We start from the raw sequence: 17,777 nt of genomic DNA on the forward strand, positions 1-17,777 counted from the left end.
TCAAAATCCGCTGCAAAGGGATATGCATTCTGGCCGGTAGTATAGGAGAATCAATAGTTCATCTTAATTGGAAAAGGATGGAGAGATTAACATGAACTTACGTCTATCTGAAGAACAAAAAATGGTTCAAAAAACGATAAAAAAATTTGTTGAAAAAGAGTTAATGCCTTTGGAAAATGAAGTGCTCAGAAATGAAAGGGAAGGAAAGCCCAGCCTTCCGCCTGGCAAGCTTGAAGAGCTTCAGCTGAAAGCGAAAGAAGCTGGTTTTTGGGGAATTAACACACCAGCCGAATACGGAGGAGCAGATTTAGGAAATGTTATGCTGGCGATCGTCTATATGGAGGTTGCGAAAACGTTTGTACCATTTAAATTTGGCGGTTCAGCAGATAATATTCTTTACTATGCAAATGAAGAGCAAAAGAAAAAATATTTAATACCGACGATCAATGGGGAGAAGAAGTCATGCTTTGCCATGACTGAGCCAAGTGCAGGGTCAGATACACGAAACATAAAGATGACTGCCGTAAAAGACGGCGATGAGTGGGTGCTGAACGGTGAAAAAACGTTCATCACTGGCGGAAACGAAGCAGACTTTGTCATGGTCATTGCCATTACAGATAAAGAAAAGCATAAAGAATCCAATGGCCGTGAAGGGGTTACATGCTTCATTGTTGATCGAGAAATGGGGTGGAGATCAGAGTATATTCATACGATGGGAGAATGGGGACCGGCCGGGCTGGTGTTTGAAAATGTTCGCGTCCCGGAAGAAAATATTTTAGGTGGATTGCATAAAGGCTATAGCCTTGGACTGGAATGGATCGGCTTTGCTAGATGGGTTGTCGGAGCAAGAGCAGTCGGCGCAGCTGAGCGTCTTTTGCAAATGGCGATCGACTACGCAAAAGAGCGCATTACTTTTGGAAAACCGATTGCCGAAAGACAGGCCATTCAATGGCAAATTGCTGATTCAGCTGTTGAAATCGAAGCGGCAAAATGGCTGGTATTAAATGCTGCCTATACTCTTGATCAAGGAGAGGATAATCGGCATTTAGCTTCGATGGCGAAGCTGTTTGGCGCAAATATGGGGAATCGAGTAGTGGATCGAGTTTTACAAATTCACGGCGGAATGGGATATACAAGAGAATTGCCAATTGAAAGATGGTACCGGGAAGCAAGGCTTTGGAGAATTTATGACGGTACAGATGAAATTCAACGTATGATCATTGCAAGAAACCTTTTAAAAGGACATGTAAAAATCGGTCAATTTATTTAACCATTCATGAAACGTCACTTTAATACAAATTTAACCGGAAATGACGAAATTTTTCGAAAATATGGTTAGGAGGAGCAGAAATGGCTGGTCGATTTGATGGGAGAGTTGCTTTTATAACAGGAGGAAGCCGTGGGATCGGCAAAAGTATTGTCGAGCTTTTCGCTGAGGAAGGAGCAAAAGTGGCATTTATTGATCTAAATGAGGAAGCGTTAAAGGCCACAGCAAATGAACTGAAAGAAAAGGGATTTGAGGTTTTTGCAAAAGCGGCGGATGTGACTGATCGAGAACAAGTGGAAGGTACGATGGAAGAGGTCGTGAATACATTCGGTTCGATAGATATTCTTGTCAACAATGCCGGTGTCATTCGAGATAATTTATTGTTCAAGATGACAGATTCTGATTGGGACACCGTGATGAATGTTCATTTAAAAGGTTCTTTTTACTGCGCACGGGCTGCTCAAAAATATATGGTTGAAAAAAAATACGGACGGATTGTTAATATTTCATCGACTTCCGCTCTCGGCAACCGCGGCCAAGCAAATTATGCAACAGCAAAAGCAGGGATCCAAGGATTTACCAAAACGCTTGCCATTGAGCTTGGCAAGTTTGGGATTACGGTAAATGCGGTTGCGCCTGGATTTATTGAAACTGATATGACGAAGGAAACAGCTAGAAGAATCGGCGTGCCGTTTGAGCAGTTTGTAAGCGCTAGAGCTGCCAATATACCTGTAGGCAGAAGCGGAAAGCCGTTTGATATTGCAAACGCGGTAGCATTTTTTGCAGATGAAAGATCGTCTTTTGTGAACGGGCAAGTGTTATATGTAACCGGGGGCCCGAAAAACTAGAAATCGACGGGGGTGGTTCCAAATGTTTGAACAGCATATCGGAAAGTGTTCTAACAAGGTAAAAAATATCGTTGAAAGTGGTGCTGTAAAGAAATTTGCCGAAGCTATCGGAGATCCTCACCCGATTTTCATCGATGAAGAAACAGGAAAAAAATCACGCTATCAACGCAATATTGCACCGCCGACATTTCCGAGAGTATTTGATTTTGGGGTAATTGCCGGATTGAATCTGCCGAAAAAAGGGCTAATTCATGGTGAGCAGGTGTTTCATTATGTACGGCCGTTAATAGTAGGAGAAGAAATTTTTTGTTGGTTAAAAGTGGAGGATTATGTAGAGAAAACGGGAAAGAGCGGTAAAATGGGATTTTTAGTCCTCAAAGGCTTTGGAGAAGATCCAACCGGTGAAATAATTTTTACTTCTAAACAAACGATTATTATTACGGAAGCGGTTCGAAAGGAGATGATCGTTTGAACAGCCTGTCTGATTTACAAGAGGGGAAGTCATTACAAGTCATTCAGCTCAAACCTGTTTCAAGATTAGATTTAATTAAATACGCTGGAGCTTCAGGCGATTATAACCCGATTCATACAATAGATGAAGAAGCAAGAAAAGCTGGTTTGCCGGGCATTATAGCACATGGCATGTGGACAATGGGGAATCTGGCAAAACTTTTTACCCCTTATTATCATGAAGGGTTTGTGAAGGATTATTCTGTAAGATTTATAGGGAAAGTGTTTCTAAATGATGTGATCACGTTGAAAGCGACATTAAAAGAAAAATTCGACCAACAATACCGTTTTGATGTGGCGGCCGTAAATCAACATGACAGCGAAGTCGTAAAAGGAGAGGTCATCTTTTCGAAATATTAAGGAGAAAGTTTGAGGGGGCCCTACATTACTGTCAAAAAGTTCACTATTGTTGGGTCAGCAGACCAAAACGCATTAATGTAAGTTTTCGCTTGTTCTAAAGTGCAGTACGTAAACTTCTAATGTATGAGGAAAAAGCTGCCGTAATACGTTTTTACAATCTAAGCTGGCCGACATAGATTCAAGTTTTTTCAAAAGCTTTAAACTGCAAGGTGAAAGAAAGCATATAAAGGAGGCGCGAGATTAGTGAAGAGAGATGCCGTGATTGTTTCGGCGGTACGTACAGCAATAGGAAAACAAGGCAGTGCACTAGCTTCTGTTCCGGCACACGTGCTTGGAGCTGAAGTGATAAAAGAAGCGGTAAGACGGGCTAATATTCGACCAGATATGATTGATGATGTGATTTTTGGAAATGTATTAAGCGGCGGCGGGAATATTGCCAGGCTGACTGCACTGCAAACAGGTTTATCGATTAAAATTCCCGGCGTAACCGTTGATCGGCAATGCGGTTCTGGCATTAATGCGGTAAACCTTGCCTCGCAGGCAATCCGGGCTGGAGACGGGGATGTGTATATTGCCGGCGGAACCGAAAGCATGAGTCGAGCGCCATATTTAATGGACCGGCCGGAAAAACCATATAGTCCGAAGCCTCCAAGCTTTCGGAAGTCCCAATTGTCACCAAAGGAAATTGGTGATCCGCCAATGGGAATTACTGCAGAAAATCTTGCGAAAAAGTATGGGATCAGTCGTGAAGAACAGGATGCATTCGCTTTTAAGAGCCAGCAAAAAATGGCCGCCGCCATGAAGGAGGGGCGGTTTGACGAGCAAATTGTTCCGATAGCCATCCCTGTCAAAAAAGGAGAGCCGATCGTTTTTCAAACGGATGAGCATCCCCGTCCTCAAACGACGATGGAGGCTTTGTCAAAGCTGCCGCCGGCTTTTTTAGAAGGCGGAACAGTTACGGCTGGAAACAGCTCTGGTTTAAATGATGCCGCTTCAGCATTAGTTGTTATGTCAAGGGAAAAGGCAGAGGAATTAAGTTTAACCCCGTTGGCAGCCATTCGCGAGTATGCTGTAGCTGGAGTAGATCCAAATATTATGGGGATTGGACCCGTTCCAGCAACAAAAAAGGTGCTGAAAAAAGCAGGACTGACTTTGGACGATATCGATCTCATTGAAATAAATGAGGCGTTTGCCGCTCAAGTCATCGCATGCGACAGGGAGTTAAATATAAACCCTGAAAAATTAAATGTAAACGGCGGAGCGATTGCTCACGGCCATCCGCTTGGTGCAACGGGCGCGATCTTAATCACAAAAGCTGTCTATGAACTGCAGCGAACAGGAGGAAGGTATGCTTTAATAACAGCTTGCATCGGCGGGGGACAGGGAATTGCAACGATTATCGAACGGGAATAACAAAAGTAAAAACTGCCTCTCTTCGCCTCTTAATAGAAAAATGAAAAAATTTTCAAGGCAATAATCAAAACAAGTATTAAAGAAACGGTTCATTTGATAGGTGTGGCAATGAGATTATTTTGTTAACAAAGAAGAATTGTTAAAAATATTTGCATCAGTTCCATTGAAAATCTATTGAAACTAAAGAAGAAATTGAGGTGCACCGTAAATTTGCCTGAAATCGCCTATAGGCATATTACAACAATTTCCTAAAAAACATGCGTCGTTTAGCTTCCACAGCATTGAAAGAAAGGGGAAACGAGGTCAAACATTGATTGAAATCGGAATGCAAAGAGGATTAAAAAGCATTTTCCGCAGTGGGAATTTGCAATTTCATGGGTGACAATTGATTTTATTCTGAAGGGGAAAGCTTCGGAGGAAAACTTGCAAAATTTTATTTTAAAAGTGTTAAATGGGCAGATGTTAGATATTTAAAAAGATTTCCCCTTTCTTTTTGCCAATAATCAATAGAGTTTTTTTTAGATAAAATATTAATCATTGTTTTTTAAATTCTTATGCTTTCTTGAATATATTTCATGAAGGAGTGGTCCGTTTGCTGACACTTCATCACAAATTTTGGCCTAAACTTCCGAAATCGTTAACGGTTCCGGAAACTTCTATTTACGAAAATGTAGAAATAACAGCAAGACGCTATCCTGATCATGAAGCTATCTATTATTACGGCCGTTCGATCACGTATCGCCAACTGGATGAAGAAGTAAATCGAATAGCTGGTTTTTTACAGCAAAAATTCAATGTATTAAAAGGAGAACGAGTTTTATTGTTTATGCAAAACTCCCCGCAATTTATCATTGCCTACTATGCAATCATAAGAGCAAATGCAGTTGTAGTTCCCATTAACCCTATGCTGACAACAAAGGAGCTGGAGTTTTATATTCGAGATGCTGAAATAAAAACTGCCATTATCGGTCAGGAATTAAATGAAAAGGTTGAACCGCTGCTCCACAACACATCTCTTACGAAGCTTCTCATCGCAGCATACTCGGATTATGTTGGAGTTGGGTTTGATGGCAAGCTGCCAAAAGAAGTGAAAATGCCTCCAATTCGTTTTAACAGTTATAACCAGTTTCTATGGATGGATGCCATTCAGGCGAATGATATTCCAGGCGAACATTTTGCCTTGCCTGAAGATTTAGCAGTTATTCCATATACATCCGGTACTACTGGTGTGCCAAAAGGTTGTATGCATACGAACAAGACCGTCCAAGCCAACATTGTTGGAGGATATTATTGGGCTCGGGCAACAGCAAATACGGTTCATCTTGCAACTTTGCCAATGTTTCATGTAACAGGCATGATCATGGGCATGCATTTACCAATTTTTGCAGGAAGCCGGATCGTGATCATGACGAGATGGGATCGAGAAGCAGCAGTTGAGCTGATCAAAAGCCAAAAATGCACTCATTGGGTTACGATCAGCACGATGCTTGTTGATTTCCTTTCCAATCCTAGCCTAAAAGCGGAAGATTTGATTTCCTTAACTTCTATTTCAGGAGGAGGAGCGGCTTTTCCTGAAGCGCTGGGAGAGAAGCTGTATAAAATGACCGGACTATATTTTATCGAAGGATACGGTCTTTCTGAAACCATTGCGCAAACTCACTTGAATCCTTCTGACAGACCAAAATGGCAATGTCTCGGCATCCCGACTTTTGATGTGGATGCTCGCATTATTGATCCGGAAACACTGCAAGAACTAGGAGTTGGCGAAGTAGGAGAAATTATCGTTCATGGTCCGCAAGTGATGGTCGGCTATTATAACAGAGAAGAAGAAAATCGCAAAGCCTTTATCGAATTGGATGGAAAAACATTTTTTCGAACAGGGGATTTAGGACGTTATGATGATGATGGATATTTCTTCATCGTCGATCGAGTCAAACGAATGATTAATATATCTGGATTTAAAGTATGGCCGTCTGAAATAGAGTCGTACCTTTATAAACATCCAGCTGTTAAGCAAGCATGTGTAATCGGAATTCCCGATCCGAAAAGAGGAGAAACTGTTAAAGCCTTTATCGTTTTAGAGGAAGGTTATGAAGGAAAAATAAGTGTCGACGATATGATTGAATGGTCAAAAAAGCATATGGCTGCTTACAAGTATCCTCGCTATGTTGAATTTAGAAAAGAGTTGCCTGTCACAGGCAGCGGCAAAATTTTATGGCGCCAGCTTCAAGAGGAAGAAAAGAAAAAAACGGCGGGTAACTAATTTGTCGCAATTTGTTGTAAGCAATGTTTTCATTCTGCGAAAGGGGGAGAATGATGGAGATTTTTGCGCAGCAGATCTTTAATGGACTAACAGTTGGAAGCGTTTACAGTTTGGTTGCTTTAGGATTAACGCTTGTATACGGCATTTTGCATATCCCTAACTTTGCCCACGGAGCCCTTTATATGATGGGGGGATATATAACATTAACCATGATGACGAAATTTGGGCTGTATTATTGGATTGCCATCATGATTTCCATGGTAATAGTCGGGCTGATGGGAGTGCTGATGGAGCGGTTTATTTTTTATCCGTTAAGAGATGCTCCGCCGATACAGGATAAAATAGCCGCAATCGGAATTCTCCTGTTTCTTGAGGCGTTTGCCCAATTTGTTTGGGGGGCTGACTATCAAACAATGCCGACCCCATATGGTCAGGTGGTCTCCGTAATGGGGTTAACGTTCACCATGCAAAGGCTTCTTATTATTATCTCTACCGTTGTCGTGATGATATTACTGTTTTTATTCCTGAAAAAAACGTTCATTGGATCTGCTATTATTGCGATGTCCCAAAACCGAGAGGGTGCTCATTTAGTCGGCATCAATACAAACAAAATGGCAATGCTTACTTTTATGATTTCCGGAGCGCTTGCTGCGATTGCAGCTTCTTTGTCATCCCCTATCAATCTTGTCTTTCCGGGGATGGGTCATCTTGTGATCTTAAAAGCGTTCGTCATTATTATTATTGGAGGGATGGGGAGCATCCCGGGAGCGATTATTGGCGGATACATTTTAGGGTTTGCTGAAAGCTTAGGGGCAACATATATATCGAACGATTATAAAGATATTTTTGCTTTTATTCTCCTCGTTCTCATCTTAACATTTAAGCCGACCGGATTATTCGCAAAGGGGGGACATTCATGACAGCTCGTTTCAAACAAAAAGCTGTTGTATTGAGCATTGTCCTCCTTGCCCTTTTGCTTCCGTTCATCATTCAAAATGATTATTTTTTCCATATCATGACGCTGTCATTTATTTGGATGATCGGAGTGTACGGCTTAAATTTAATAGCTGGCTATACGGGATATTTGTCTTTGGCGCACGCAGGCTTTTTTGCTATCGGAGCTTACTCGCTGGGGATATTAACGGTAAAATTCGAGATTCATTATTGGCTGGCCTTTTTTCTTGCATGTGCGATCACATGCATCATTGGGTTGGTCATCGGCCTCGTTGCCTTACAAACAAAAGAACACTTTTTTGCCATTTATACGCTATGTGTTGGCTATATAATTTATCTCGTGATTGATAAATGGGAAAGTTTAACAGGCGGAGTGAGAGGTCTGATTGGGATTCCTGTTCCGCCTGATCTTGGCCCTATCTCGTTCCGTTCACCCGTCAGTCAATATTATTTTAACTTATTTTTCCTGCTTGCTGCTATTTTCATGATGTACCGGATTGTTCATTCGCTGACAGGAAGAACGTTGATCGCCATTCGAAACAGTGAAGAGCTGGCCCAGACGATCGGAATATCCACAATGAAAAATAAATTGGTTTCCTTTGTCCTTTCAACTTTTTTTGCTGCATTGTCGGGAATTTTGTATGCATCCTTTATTCGTTTTATCGGTCCAGATATAAGTTATATAACGATGACATTTGATTTTTTAATCTTTCTTCTTGTCGGAGGAATTGGAACTCTTTCCGGTCCGATTGTTGGAACGCTGTTAATTGTTTGGATTTCTCAGCAGCTCCAATTTCTTCAAGATTATAGAATGCTTATTTTTGGCCCTTTATTAACCTTGTTAATTATTTTCTATCCGAAAGGCATTGTCGGTGGAATTTTCAGTTGGAAAATGAAAATGCAAGAAAAAAAGAAGCGTCTTTCAATGTCTGCTAAGTCAGCCACACAAAGAGCGGAGGAGGGATAACATTGTTTTTGGAAACCCGCCAGCTAACGAAACAATTTGGTGGTCTTGTAGCTGTAGATCATGTGAATTTTTCGGTTGAAAAAGGAAAAATCAATGCAATCATTGGTCCTAACGGCGCAGGCAAATCGACTTTCTTCAACTTGATCAGCGGTTTTTATCCGCCGAGCTCAGGACAAGTGATGTTTAAAGGGCAGGACATTACTCGTCTTCCTCCCAACAAAATTGCCAAGCTTGGAATTGCCCGTACGTTTCAAACAACCCATCTTTTTGAACAGGCAAATGTATTGGATAACGTTTTGATCGGGTTTCGTTTGCGAACAAAATCCAATCTGATTGATGCGTTATTTCTTACAAAGCGGTTAAAGAGGGAGGAGGAACAATCGAAGGAAAAAGCGTTCGAAGTTTTAAAGTTTGTCGGATTAACCAATATGGAAAATAAGATCGTCGCCAACATTTCGCAGGAAGAGAAAAAAAGAGTGGCGATCGCACTTGCACTTGCAACAGAGCCGGAAATCATTTTTCTAGATGAGCCTGCTGCCGGCATCAATCCGGAAGAAACGGAGGGGCTGGCAAACTTAATCGAAAAAATCGTTCAACATAACATTACCGTTTGTTTAATCGAACACAAAATGAAAATGGTGATGAATTTGGCTCATAAAATAATGGTTCTGAATCATGGGAAAAAAATTGCAGAAGGAACACCTGAAGAAATACAAAATAATGAAACAGTCATTAAGGCTTATCTTGGAGGGAGTGCCATTGCTTAAACTAAAGGGTGTTTCCGTTCAGTACGGAGCATATAAGGCTGTTAGAAATGTCGACATCGAAGTGGGCAAAGGTGAGATTGTAGTTTTATTGGGTTCTAATGGTGCCGGCAAAAGCACAGTTTTCAAAACGATCGGGGGCTTACACAAGTGTACAGAAGGAGAAATTATGTTTGAAGGAAAGAGAATTGATCAAAGCTCCCCGGCTCAGATTGTCAAAACAGGCATTGTTCAATGTGCGGAAGGCCGCAAATTATTTCCAAGAATGACCGTATACGAAAATCTTATGATGGGCGCGTTTATTCACCGCAAACAAAAAAAAGAGATTGAAAACACATTACACGAAGTTTATGAGTTGTTTCCGATTTTAAAAGAAAAACGAAACGATTTGGCAGGTTCTTTAAGCGGCGGACAGCAGCAAATGTTAGCGATTGGAAGAGCGTTAATGTCAAAACCGAAGCTTTTGCTCCTTGATGAACCGTCAATCGGGCTCGCACCGATCATCGTTGCCCAAATGTTTGAAGTGATCAAACAGATTAATAAGACCGAAACGACGATTTTACTTGCTGAGCAAAATGCTAATGCAGCGCTTCATATTGCGCATAAAGGCTATGTACTTGAAAATGGCTCCATTGTCGTCGAAGGTTCATCAGAGGAATTGTTTGCTGATGACAACGTAAGGAAGGCATATCTCGGTGCATAAATCATTTTTAATTTTATTGAAAATTAAGAAAATAAAACCGGAGGGAAAAATATGAAAAAACTGAAACGTCTTTTTGCTGCGGGGCTTCTGCTCTTAATGATGGTTGGTTTAGCAGCTTGTGCAGGCTCTCAAATTAGCCAATCTACTGGCGGCCAGAAGGAATCATCAAGCAAAAGCGGAGAAGGAACGGTAAATATCGGCTTTAGCGGTCCTTTAAGCGGACCGGCTGCTTTATATGGAGAACGGACACTGAACGGCATAAAAATGGCCGCAGAAGAAATTAATAACAACGGAGGCTTTGAAATAAATGGAAAAACCTATAAATTAAACATCGTCCCTCTTGATGACAAATATTTGCCGAATGAAACAGCCTCTAATGCCAAACGGCTTCTTCAAGAATATAAAACACCTATTATTTTTACGCCGCACAGCGGTGGAGTGATGGCGCTTCAAGTATTTAATGAGACTGAAAAGTTTTTGATTGGTGCCTATACGAGTGAACCGGATGTAACTGATGCCGGGAACTCCCTTACGATCGGCATACCGCCGCGTTATGACGGCTACGTGGAACCTTTTACAGATTATGCCATGAAACGGTTTGGCAAAAAATTAGCCGCTCTTCCGCCGTCTACCCAATATGGGAAAGACTGGACAAAAACTTTGCTTCCACAATGGGAAAAGAAGGGCGGAAAGGTTGTATATCATTCATCCATTGATTTTTCAAAGGAAACCGACTTTTTCACCATTGTCACCAATGCTCTTAAAGAGAAACCGGATGTTCTATTTATAGGCGGAGCTTCAGAACCTACTGCAAAAGTGGCAAAGCAAGCTAGAGAGCTAGGATTTAAAGGCGGATTCATTATCATGGATCAGGCAAAACTGGATTTTATGGAAAAAATAACAGGTTCCTATGACGTATTAGAAGGTTCTGTTGGAGTGCTGCCGCTCGTAAAATCTAATGATCCGGGAGCGCCGGCATTTGTCGAAAACTATCGAGCAAAATTTAAAGATGAACCTAGCTCTGAATCAGGGCTCAACTATATCGCTACGTATATTTTCGTTGAAGCGATGAAAGCAGCAAAAACTGTTGACGATGCGGAAGCTATTCGCAAACATATGCAAGATGGACTGGATAATCTGCCAAAAGACAAACGTGTATACGAGATTCCATCAATCGGTGATGACGGAAGATTGGAAGTGAAAAGAAAAGTCGCGGTAGTAGAAGATGGTCAAATTGTTTTGAAAGTAGTAGATTAATAGGTTTTCCGATCGGATTGAGCAATGATTGAAAATTTAAGAGGCTGCCTGAATGGGGAGCCTCTAAATACATTTTCCAATGCAATGTTAATGAATATTCGGATATCGGGCATGAAAAAGAGAATTGCTGTAAAGTTTCCGTTATATATTTGTAGATCAGGGTTCCATGTGCACAATTATCATTCGCTTATCTTTTCCAGTAATTTGTCATACAGCTTTTGCGTTTCGCTCCCGTCTTTTTGATTCAAAATGATATAATCATCATCTTTTTCGATATATACATACGGTGCACGCCCTTTGTAAACAAACAATTTTCCTCCTCCACCGTACGGCTCTTTTAGCCGAAAAGATCCTTTCAAACGATTAAAAGCCGCAAAGCCATTACTTTTGGCAACGACATCGGGAAGTTCATCCAACAGCTTCACACGGTCAATCTCATCAATCGGCCATTCCACCCCATATAAACCCGTTACCTTTAACTGACGGTCATTTATGATCACATCATGCTCCTCAAGTCCCAAATAGCCTAAAACGATAACGAATATGATCACAATAGCCGCAATAATTCCGGTAATCCAATAATATTTTTTCCGTTTATGCTTTAGTTCATATTTTTGTACATAGATCGAACCGCCGAGCAGTACGATGAGAAACAGCAGCATGCCTATTTCAAATCCATATGGGATTTGAAAAAGTGCTAAAATGACCGAAATGAACAAAATGATGAACGTATAAAGCAGCAATCTACCAATTGCCTGCGGATAACCGTTTTCAATTAATCGCTGCTGTTCTTCTTCCGGTCTGTTGTAGAAGCCCGATATTAAGCTGTAATCCTGCTTCTTTACGACTAAATACGTCAGGCCCCCGTGTATAATAAGTGTGAACCCCATAGTGATTAAAAAAACGATCGTATCTGTTGACACAATGCTTCCCCCTTACGCTTTACAAAACATTTTGATTATTTCTACGGTTTTATCTTACAAATGTTTCACTCGCATAAATACCTAATGGAACTAAACCAATCTGAAGAAAGAAGGAAACACTTTTGATGGAAAAATCAGATTTTTCAATGATCCTCTCTTTCCTTCAACAGAAATTTTTGGAATAATAATTATAATGTAACGTATGGAGAGGAGCAAGCGTATGGTGATTGCACTTGAAAATGTTTCGCTCATTCGCAACAAAAAATATATTTTGGAGAATATAAATTGGAATGTTGATGAAGGCGAGCATTGGTGTATTTTAGGAAGAAATGGAGCGGGGAAAACAGCATTGCTCAATTTGTTAAACGGCTATTTGTTTCCTTCAAAAGGAACGGTTTCCGTCATTGGATTTACTTTTGGCAAGGCAGATTTTCGCGAGGTTCGGAAAAAAATCGGTCTTGTCAGCTCATCGCTCCAAGAAAAAATTTACGGACATGATCTTGTTGAAGAAGTTATTTTGAGCGGAAAATTCGCGTCAATCGGCTTATATGAAACACCGGATGAACACGATTTAGAAGAGATGCGGTCTTTGATGACGCTATTCGGGGTGGAAAAACTAAGCGGGCGTACATATGACAGCCTTTCCCAAGGGGAAAAGCAAAAAGTGCTGATTTTGCGTGCGCTTATGCCTCAGCCGAAGCTCCTTATTTTAGATGAGCCGTGTAATGGTCTTGATCTATTGGCGAGAGAAGAGCTTTTAGGGCTGATTGAAACAATTGCCAAAAGGCCCAATGCGCCAACGATCCTGTACGTGACGCATCATGTTGAAGAAATTTTGCCTTGCTTCACCAATTCCCTGTTATTAAAGGAAGGAAAGGTTTTTGCTGAGGGAAGAACAGAAGAGCTGCTTTCAAGTGAACGATTGTCAGACTTTTTTGAAGCAGGCATCGAGGTGGAAAATTTTCATGGCCGATATTATGCGAAGCTTTTGCAAAACAATCATAATAGATTGTCATAGGGAGAGTGGGGCTGTCCAGAAAGTCAAATCCCCATTGAAAACAAAAAATCATAAACACCGATATATCAACGTTTCTAAAACATTAATGGGGGCGTCAATAATCCGTAAAAACGACTTATTAGACACCCCCTTTTTCGGATTTCAGTGGAAAACTGCTTTTTCTTTTTTGAGCATTCTTTTGATCGAGCGGTCTGCTTCTCTTAAAACAATTTCTTTGTCGAGTGTTTTTATTTTTTTGTTTTCCATTATAATCTCCCCATTTATAATGGTTGTTTCTACATTATCCCTTGAAGCAGAATAAACGATCCGCGAAATCGGATCAGCCTCAAAGGAAGGGAAAGTATGAAAATGATGTAAATTTAGAATCACTAAATCTGCCTTTTTGCCGATTTCAATACTGCCAATCTCTTTTTCCAATCCGACCGCTTTTGCCCCGCCGATGGTCGCCATTTTAAATACCTCTTTTGCTTTCATTGCGGAAGGGCCGTGTTTCGGCTTTTGGATGAGGGCAGCAAGCTTCATTTCCTGAAACATATTTAAATTATTGTTGCAAGGCGCTCCGTCTGCGCCTAAGCTTAACGAAACTCCCATTTCCATCAGCCCGGGAATATCCGCAATTCCTGAAGCTAATTTTAAATTAGACCCGGGGCAATGGCTAACATTTACTCCTCTGTCTTTAATGATTTTCTTTTCTTTTTCATCCAGCCAGATGCAGTGCGCCAAAATCAATCGTTTATTGGCAAGTCCAAGATAGTCAAGATATTCGATATTTCGCATCCCTGTCTGCTGTTCAACCAGCATGATTTCTTCCTGATTTTCCGCTGCATGAGTATGAACTTTTACTTGATATATTTCAGAAAGCCGTTGAACTTCTTTTAACAGTTCTTCTGTACATGAAAGGACAAATCGGGGAGAAAAGGCATATTGAATTCTTCCGTTTGCAAACATATGCCATTTTTCAAGCAAATCAACGCTTTCTTGGAGAGAATCAGCTGTTTTTTCGCGAAGCTCCATTGGCACATCGTCGCCACGATCCATCATCACCTTGCCTGATAAAGCTCTGATTCCGCTTCCTGCAATCGCTTGAAACGCTGCTTCTGTATGGTGAACGGTTTCCATATCGACAATCGTTGTGGTCCCGCTTTCAATCAATTCTCCAATGCCGAGCAATGCAGAATAATAGATCGATTCCTCATCATGTGCTGCTTCCAATGGCCAAATTCGTTTTTTCAGCCAATCTAACAATTCTAAGTCATCCGCCCGTGAGCGGAAAAGTGTCTGACATAGGTGAACATGGGTTTGAATGAAGCCCGGAATGACGGTCCGATTTTCTGCATTGATGATTTGATCGGCGTCACATGCAAGATTTTTCCCTATGTTGCTTATGATGCCATTTTCGATGAAAATATCTCCCGTGAAAATTTCATCCGCATGATTCATCGTAATAATTTGTGCGTTTTTGATCAACAGGCTCTTCATATTCCTTTCTCCTTGCTATAAGTATTGAAATTCATTCTAAGAATGTATGCAGGTAAATTCAATAAAAGTGTAAGAATTTATGACAAAAATAAAAAAATGTGGAAAAAAACTTAACAAAGAAATAATCAAACATTTTGAAAAATTGTAAAATCATTTTTAAGAAAAGAGGTGGTTTTTTGAAAGACAAAAGCCTTTTGACAGAACAGAGGCAATCATTAAAAAAAGATATTGCGAGAATTTACAACGAAGTAAATAAAGAAATTTTTCAAACAGGTGTGATTCAACTGCGAGTTGAAGTAACGGATGAAAAAATTTTAATTTTCGGGTTGCATAAACGGGATCCTGCTTTGCAAATTCTTGAAAAAGTAGATGGAGCTTTGACAATGTGGGCAGATTCGTTATTAATTGATGAATTTAAAAAGCGATTTAAATATAAAATGGAAACAATTGTCGGACTAAACGTTTTTTCGGTTTTAAAAGATTATGATCCTTCCACTGGCTCAGCATGCATGACAATTATTCTTAAAAAAAATGAGTTAGCTTGAAGGACGTTTTCCGTCCTTTAGGCTATCCATAGATCATTCGGTATTGTTTTGATCCTGTTTACGGGATGGAAACAAGCCGTAGGAAAGAAAAAACTTATTGTTTTTCTTTTCCTGCGGCTTTTCTTTTTTCACAAAAGTAATCATTTGTTCGGAGGGGAAACGGCATGGAATTTCGCTACCAGGGAGAAGCATTTGAACAGAAATTTTTTGCAAGACTAACGAGTAAGGAAATTGCTGAATTGCCAAAGCAAAATGCTTTAATCATTTTGCCGGTTGGTGCAGTTGAACAACATGGGCCTCATTTACCGGTATTTACTGATTCTTTAATAGCGGAGGGGATTTTGCATTCAGCTTGCAAACATTTAAAAGAAGAAGATAATATTTGGATTTTGCCTCCAATTGCGTACAGCAAAAGCATCGAACATCTCGGATATGCAGGAACCATCTCATTATCTGGGAGCACTTTAGAGGCAATGATCAAGGATATTGCCGCAAGTCTGAAAAAAAGCGGATTTAGAAAATTTGTCTTATTTAATTCACATGGAGGAAACCATGATTTACTCAATTCCGTTGCCCGCGATATCCGCATTGAAACAGGTTTGATGACTTTCCGGTTGAACAGCTATGACTTCAATGTCTCAGAGGATCTCATTGAGGAAAAAGAGGCTGCATACGGAATCCACGGGGGAGAAATCGAAACATCCTTCATTCTTTCCTTCAAAACCGATTGGGTGAAAAAAGAGCTTTGTCCCGATGAGTTCATCCAGTTTCCGGAAAGCGCAAAGCATCTTCAATTAAAAGGCAGCCATTATGTTGCTTGGAGGATGGAAGATATTTCGAAATCCGGGGTTTTAGGAAATGCAAAAAAAGCTTCAAAAGAAACGGGAGAAATCATCGCCAACCGTTTGGGTGAAAAGCTGGCGGTTGTTTTGCGGGAAATGGCGGAATTCGAAATGGATGATCTCATCAACATTTCTACCGAAAAGCAGTACAGTCCTTTGACATAGAAAGGATGATCAATTGTTTCAAACATAAAGAAAACTTTGGAGGTGTGGAAGTATGGCTTGGAAAAAAGAAATACAGCAGCTTTTAGGGAAGGAAAAAGTTCTGTTCGATGCAGCTTCAAGAGGAAAATTTTCTAAAGATTATTATTGGTATTCACCCATTCTCACACAAAAGCTAAAGGATAAACTGGCCGATTGCATCGCCTTTCCGGAGTCAGAAGAGGAATTAGTTTCGTTAATATCATTCGCCGTAAAAAGAAAAATTCCGATTACGGTCAGAGGTGCTGGAACAGGAAATTATGGTCAGGCCGTACCTCTTCAAGGCGGTATTGTGATCAACATGACGAGGTTTCATCAAGTACTTGAAATCGGCGAAAACGCTGTAACGGTACAAGCGGGAATAAGAATCGGCAAGCTTGAACGGATATTAGAGCGAAACGGAAAAGAGCTGCGAATTATGCCGAGCACATATATTCAAGCAACGATTGGCGGTTTTGTGGCGGGAGGATCGGGAGGAATCGGCTCCATTACATGGGGCAATTTGTGGGATGGCAATGTGCACAGCGCTTTGGTTTACACAATTGAGGAAAAGCCGAGAAAAATTGTTGTTTCAGGCGATAAACTCGAGCAATATATTCACAATTACGGAACTTTAGGTGTCATGACAGAGCTGCAATTGCCGATCGAGGAGAAAACAGATTGGATGCAAGCAATGGTTTTTCATGACCATTTAGATGAAGCGATAAATTTCGCCCATCAATTTTCGGGCATAGAAACTATGAAAAAAAGGCTCTTATCAGTATGTGAAGGAGCTTTGACAAAGCATTTCGCTCCTTTAAAACAATATATTTTGCCTGAAAAAACGTTAACGATGATTGAGGTCGATGAAAAAGCAAAAAGTGAATTTGTCGAACTCGTTGCCGAACATAAAGGAATATTGGCACATACCATTCCTGCCAAGCAGTATCGAAAAGGGGTCCGCCTTTCGGATTTTACTTGGAACCACTCCACGCTGTGGGCCTGCAAAAATGAAGACAATATTACTTACTTGCAAGTTGAGTTTGATATTCAACACCTTTATCATCAAGTCCATTTGTTAAAAAAGGAATTTGGTGAAGAAGTCCTTCTTCATTTTGAATTTATAAAAAGAAACGGAGCAATTATTCCAACGGCCTTGCCGGTCGTTCGCTTTACAAGCGAGAAACGGCTGTATGAAATCATACAATTTTTCCTGAATATAGGAGCTAAAGTGCATGATCCGCATACTTATTTGTTGGGATTCGGCGGTTGGAGTTTACGAATGGATGAAATCATAAAAACCAAGCAAAAAAATGATCCGTTTCATTTGCTGAATCCAGGAAAAATAGCGGACGTCACCTCTTATGCACAAGTGTAACGATGGGAAAATGAATTGAAACGGCTGAAATATACCGAAAAAAGTTCTTATTATCGGCACTAGGTTCTTGGCATGAAGCAGAAATGTAACTAGAAAAATATCAAAA

The 17,777-nt window shown here is 40.6% G+C and carries 17 protein-coding genes; 15 read left to right on the forward strand and 2 right to left on the reverse strand.

The features are described from left to right. Positions 1–91: 91 nt before the first annotated feature. The 11 genes from RI196_RS07410 to RI196_RS07460 all read left to right on the forward strand — a co-directional run bounded on the left by RI196_RS07410 (position 92) and on the right by RI196_RS07460 (position 11,306). Positions 92–1,270, forward strand: coding sequence for an acyl-CoA dehydrogenase family protein (locus RI196_RS07410; RefSeq protein ID WP_144598324.1), 1,179 nt, complete (start codon positions 92–94; stop codon positions 1,268–1,270). Between the two features lie 80 nt (positions 1,271–1,350). After that, positions 1,351–2,115, forward strand: coding sequence for a beta-ketoacyl-ACP reductase (locus RI196_RS07415; protein WP_130158406.1), 765 nt, complete (start codon positions 1,351–1,353; stop codon positions 2,113–2,115). Between the two features lie 22 nt (positions 2,116–2,137). Beyond that, complete coding sequence (locus RI196_RS07420; protein ID WP_311067174.1) at positions 2,138–2,587, forward strand: MaoC family dehydratase N-terminal domain-containing protein; 450 nt, start codon at positions 2,138–2,140, stop codon at positions 2,585–2,587. Next, positions 2,584–2,985, forward strand: a complete 402-nt coding sequence (locus RI196_RS07425) for a MaoC/PaaZ C-terminal domain-containing protein (protein ID WP_130158402.1) — start codon at positions 2,584–2,586, stop codon at positions 2,983–2,985. The genes RI196_RS07420 and RI196_RS07425 overlap by 4 nt, the downstream gene beginning before the upstream one ends. Before the next feature lie 243 nt (positions 2,986–3,228). Then, positions 3,229–4,398, forward strand: coding sequence for a thiolase family protein (locus RI196_RS07430; RefSeq protein WP_063386879.1), 1,170 nt, complete (start codon positions 3,229–3,231; stop codon positions 4,396–4,398). Positions 4,399–4,990: 592 nt separating this feature from the next. Next, positions 4,991–6,661 (forward strand): long-chain fatty acid--CoA ligase, encoded by a 1,671-nt coding sequence (locus RI196_RS07435; protein ID WP_311067175.1) that lies wholly within the window; start codon positions 4,991–4,993, stop codon positions 6,659–6,661. 53 nt (positions 6,662–6,714) lie between these two features. Further along, positions 6,715–7,581, forward strand: coding sequence for a branched-chain amino acid ABC transporter permease (locus RI196_RS07440; RefSeq protein ID WP_063386881.1), 867 nt, complete (start codon positions 6,715–6,717; stop codon positions 7,579–7,581). Further along, a complete protein-coding gene (locus tag RI196_RS07445; protein WP_066248688.1) occupies positions 7,578–8,582 on the forward strand; it encodes a branched-chain amino acid ABC transporter permease in 1,005 nt (334 codons plus the stop codon). Before RI196_RS07440 ends, RI196_RS07445 begins: the two co-directional genes overlap by 4 nt. 2 nt (positions 8,583–8,584) lie before the next feature. Beyond that, positions 8,585–9,349 carry an ABC transporter ATP-binding protein gene (locus tag RI196_RS07450; RefSeq protein ID WP_063386883.1) on the forward strand — a complete coding sequence of 255 codons (765 nt, stop codon included), beginning with the start codon at positions 8,585–8,587 and terminating at the stop codon, positions 9,347–9,349. Beyond that, positions 9,342–10,049 carry an ABC transporter ATP-binding protein gene (locus RI196_RS07455; RefSeq protein ID WP_063386884.1) on the forward strand — a complete coding sequence of 236 codons (708 nt, stop codon included), beginning with the start codon at positions 9,342–9,344 and terminating at the stop codon, positions 10,047–10,049. The genes RI196_RS07450 and RI196_RS07455 overlap by 8 nt, the downstream gene beginning before the upstream one ends. Before the next feature lie 51 nt (positions 10,050–10,100). Continuing rightward, the gene (locus RI196_RS07460; protein WP_311067176.1) at positions 10,101–11,306 is read left to right on the forward strand and encodes an ABC transporter substrate-binding protein; all 1,206 of its coding nucleotides are present in this window, start codon (positions 10,101–10,103) and stop codon (positions 11,304–11,306) included. A 179-nt stretch (positions 11,307–11,485) separates the two neighbouring features. On the opposite strand, the gene RI196_RS07465 is transcribed toward RI196_RS07460, so the two are convergent. Further along, positions 11,486–12,229, reverse strand: coding sequence for a DUF3784 domain-containing protein (locus RI196_RS07465; RefSeq protein WP_311067177.1), 744 nt, complete (start codon positions 12,227–12,229; stop codon positions 11,486–11,488). Between the two features lie 220 nt (positions 12,230–12,449). Here RI196_RS07465 and RI196_RS07470 point away from each other — a divergent pair, with 220 nt between their 5' ends. Further along, positions 12,450–13,247, forward strand: a complete 798-nt coding sequence (locus tag RI196_RS07470; protein ID WP_066248677.1) for an ABC transporter ATP-binding protein — start codon at positions 12,450–12,452, stop codon at positions 13,245–13,247. A gap of 141 nt (positions 13,248–13,388) precedes the next feature. On the opposite strand, the gene RI196_RS07475 is transcribed toward RI196_RS07470, so the two are convergent. Beyond that, complete coding sequence (locus tag RI196_RS07475) at positions 13,389–14,726, reverse strand: 5'-deoxyadenosine deaminase (RefSeq protein WP_063386887.1); 1,338 nt, start codon at positions 14,724–14,726, stop codon at positions 13,389–13,391. Between the two features lie 176 nt (positions 14,727–14,902). Between RI196_RS07475 and RI196_RS07480 the strand changes: the two genes are divergently transcribed. The 3 genes from RI196_RS07480 to RI196_RS07490 all read left to right on the forward strand — a co-directional run bounded on the left by RI196_RS07480 (position 14,903) and on the right by RI196_RS07490 (position 17,671). Continuing rightward, the gene (locus RI196_RS07480; RefSeq protein ID WP_063386888.1) at positions 14,903–15,271 is read left to right on the forward strand and encodes a Na-translocating system protein MpsC family protein; all 369 of its coding nucleotides are present in this window, start codon (positions 14,903–14,905) and stop codon (positions 15,269–15,271) included. A gap of 164 nt (positions 15,272–15,435) precedes the next feature. Next, complete coding sequence (locus tag RI196_RS07485; protein WP_130158033.1) at positions 15,436–16,278, forward strand: creatininase family protein; 843 nt, start codon at positions 15,436–15,438, stop codon at positions 16,276–16,278. 52 nt (positions 16,279–16,330) lie between these two features. Next, on the forward strand, positions 16,331–17,671 hold the full coding sequence (locus RI196_RS07490) for an FAD-binding oxidoreductase (RefSeq protein ID WP_311067178.1): 1,341 nt from the start codon (positions 16,331–16,333) through the stop codon (positions 17,669–17,671). Positions 17,672–17,777: the final 106 nt, after the last annotated feature.

It is taken from the genome of Aeribacillus composti (genome assembly GCF_031760945.1).
GTDB lineage: Bacteria > Bacillota > Bacilli > Bacillales > Aeribacillaceae > Aeribacillus > Aeribacillus composti.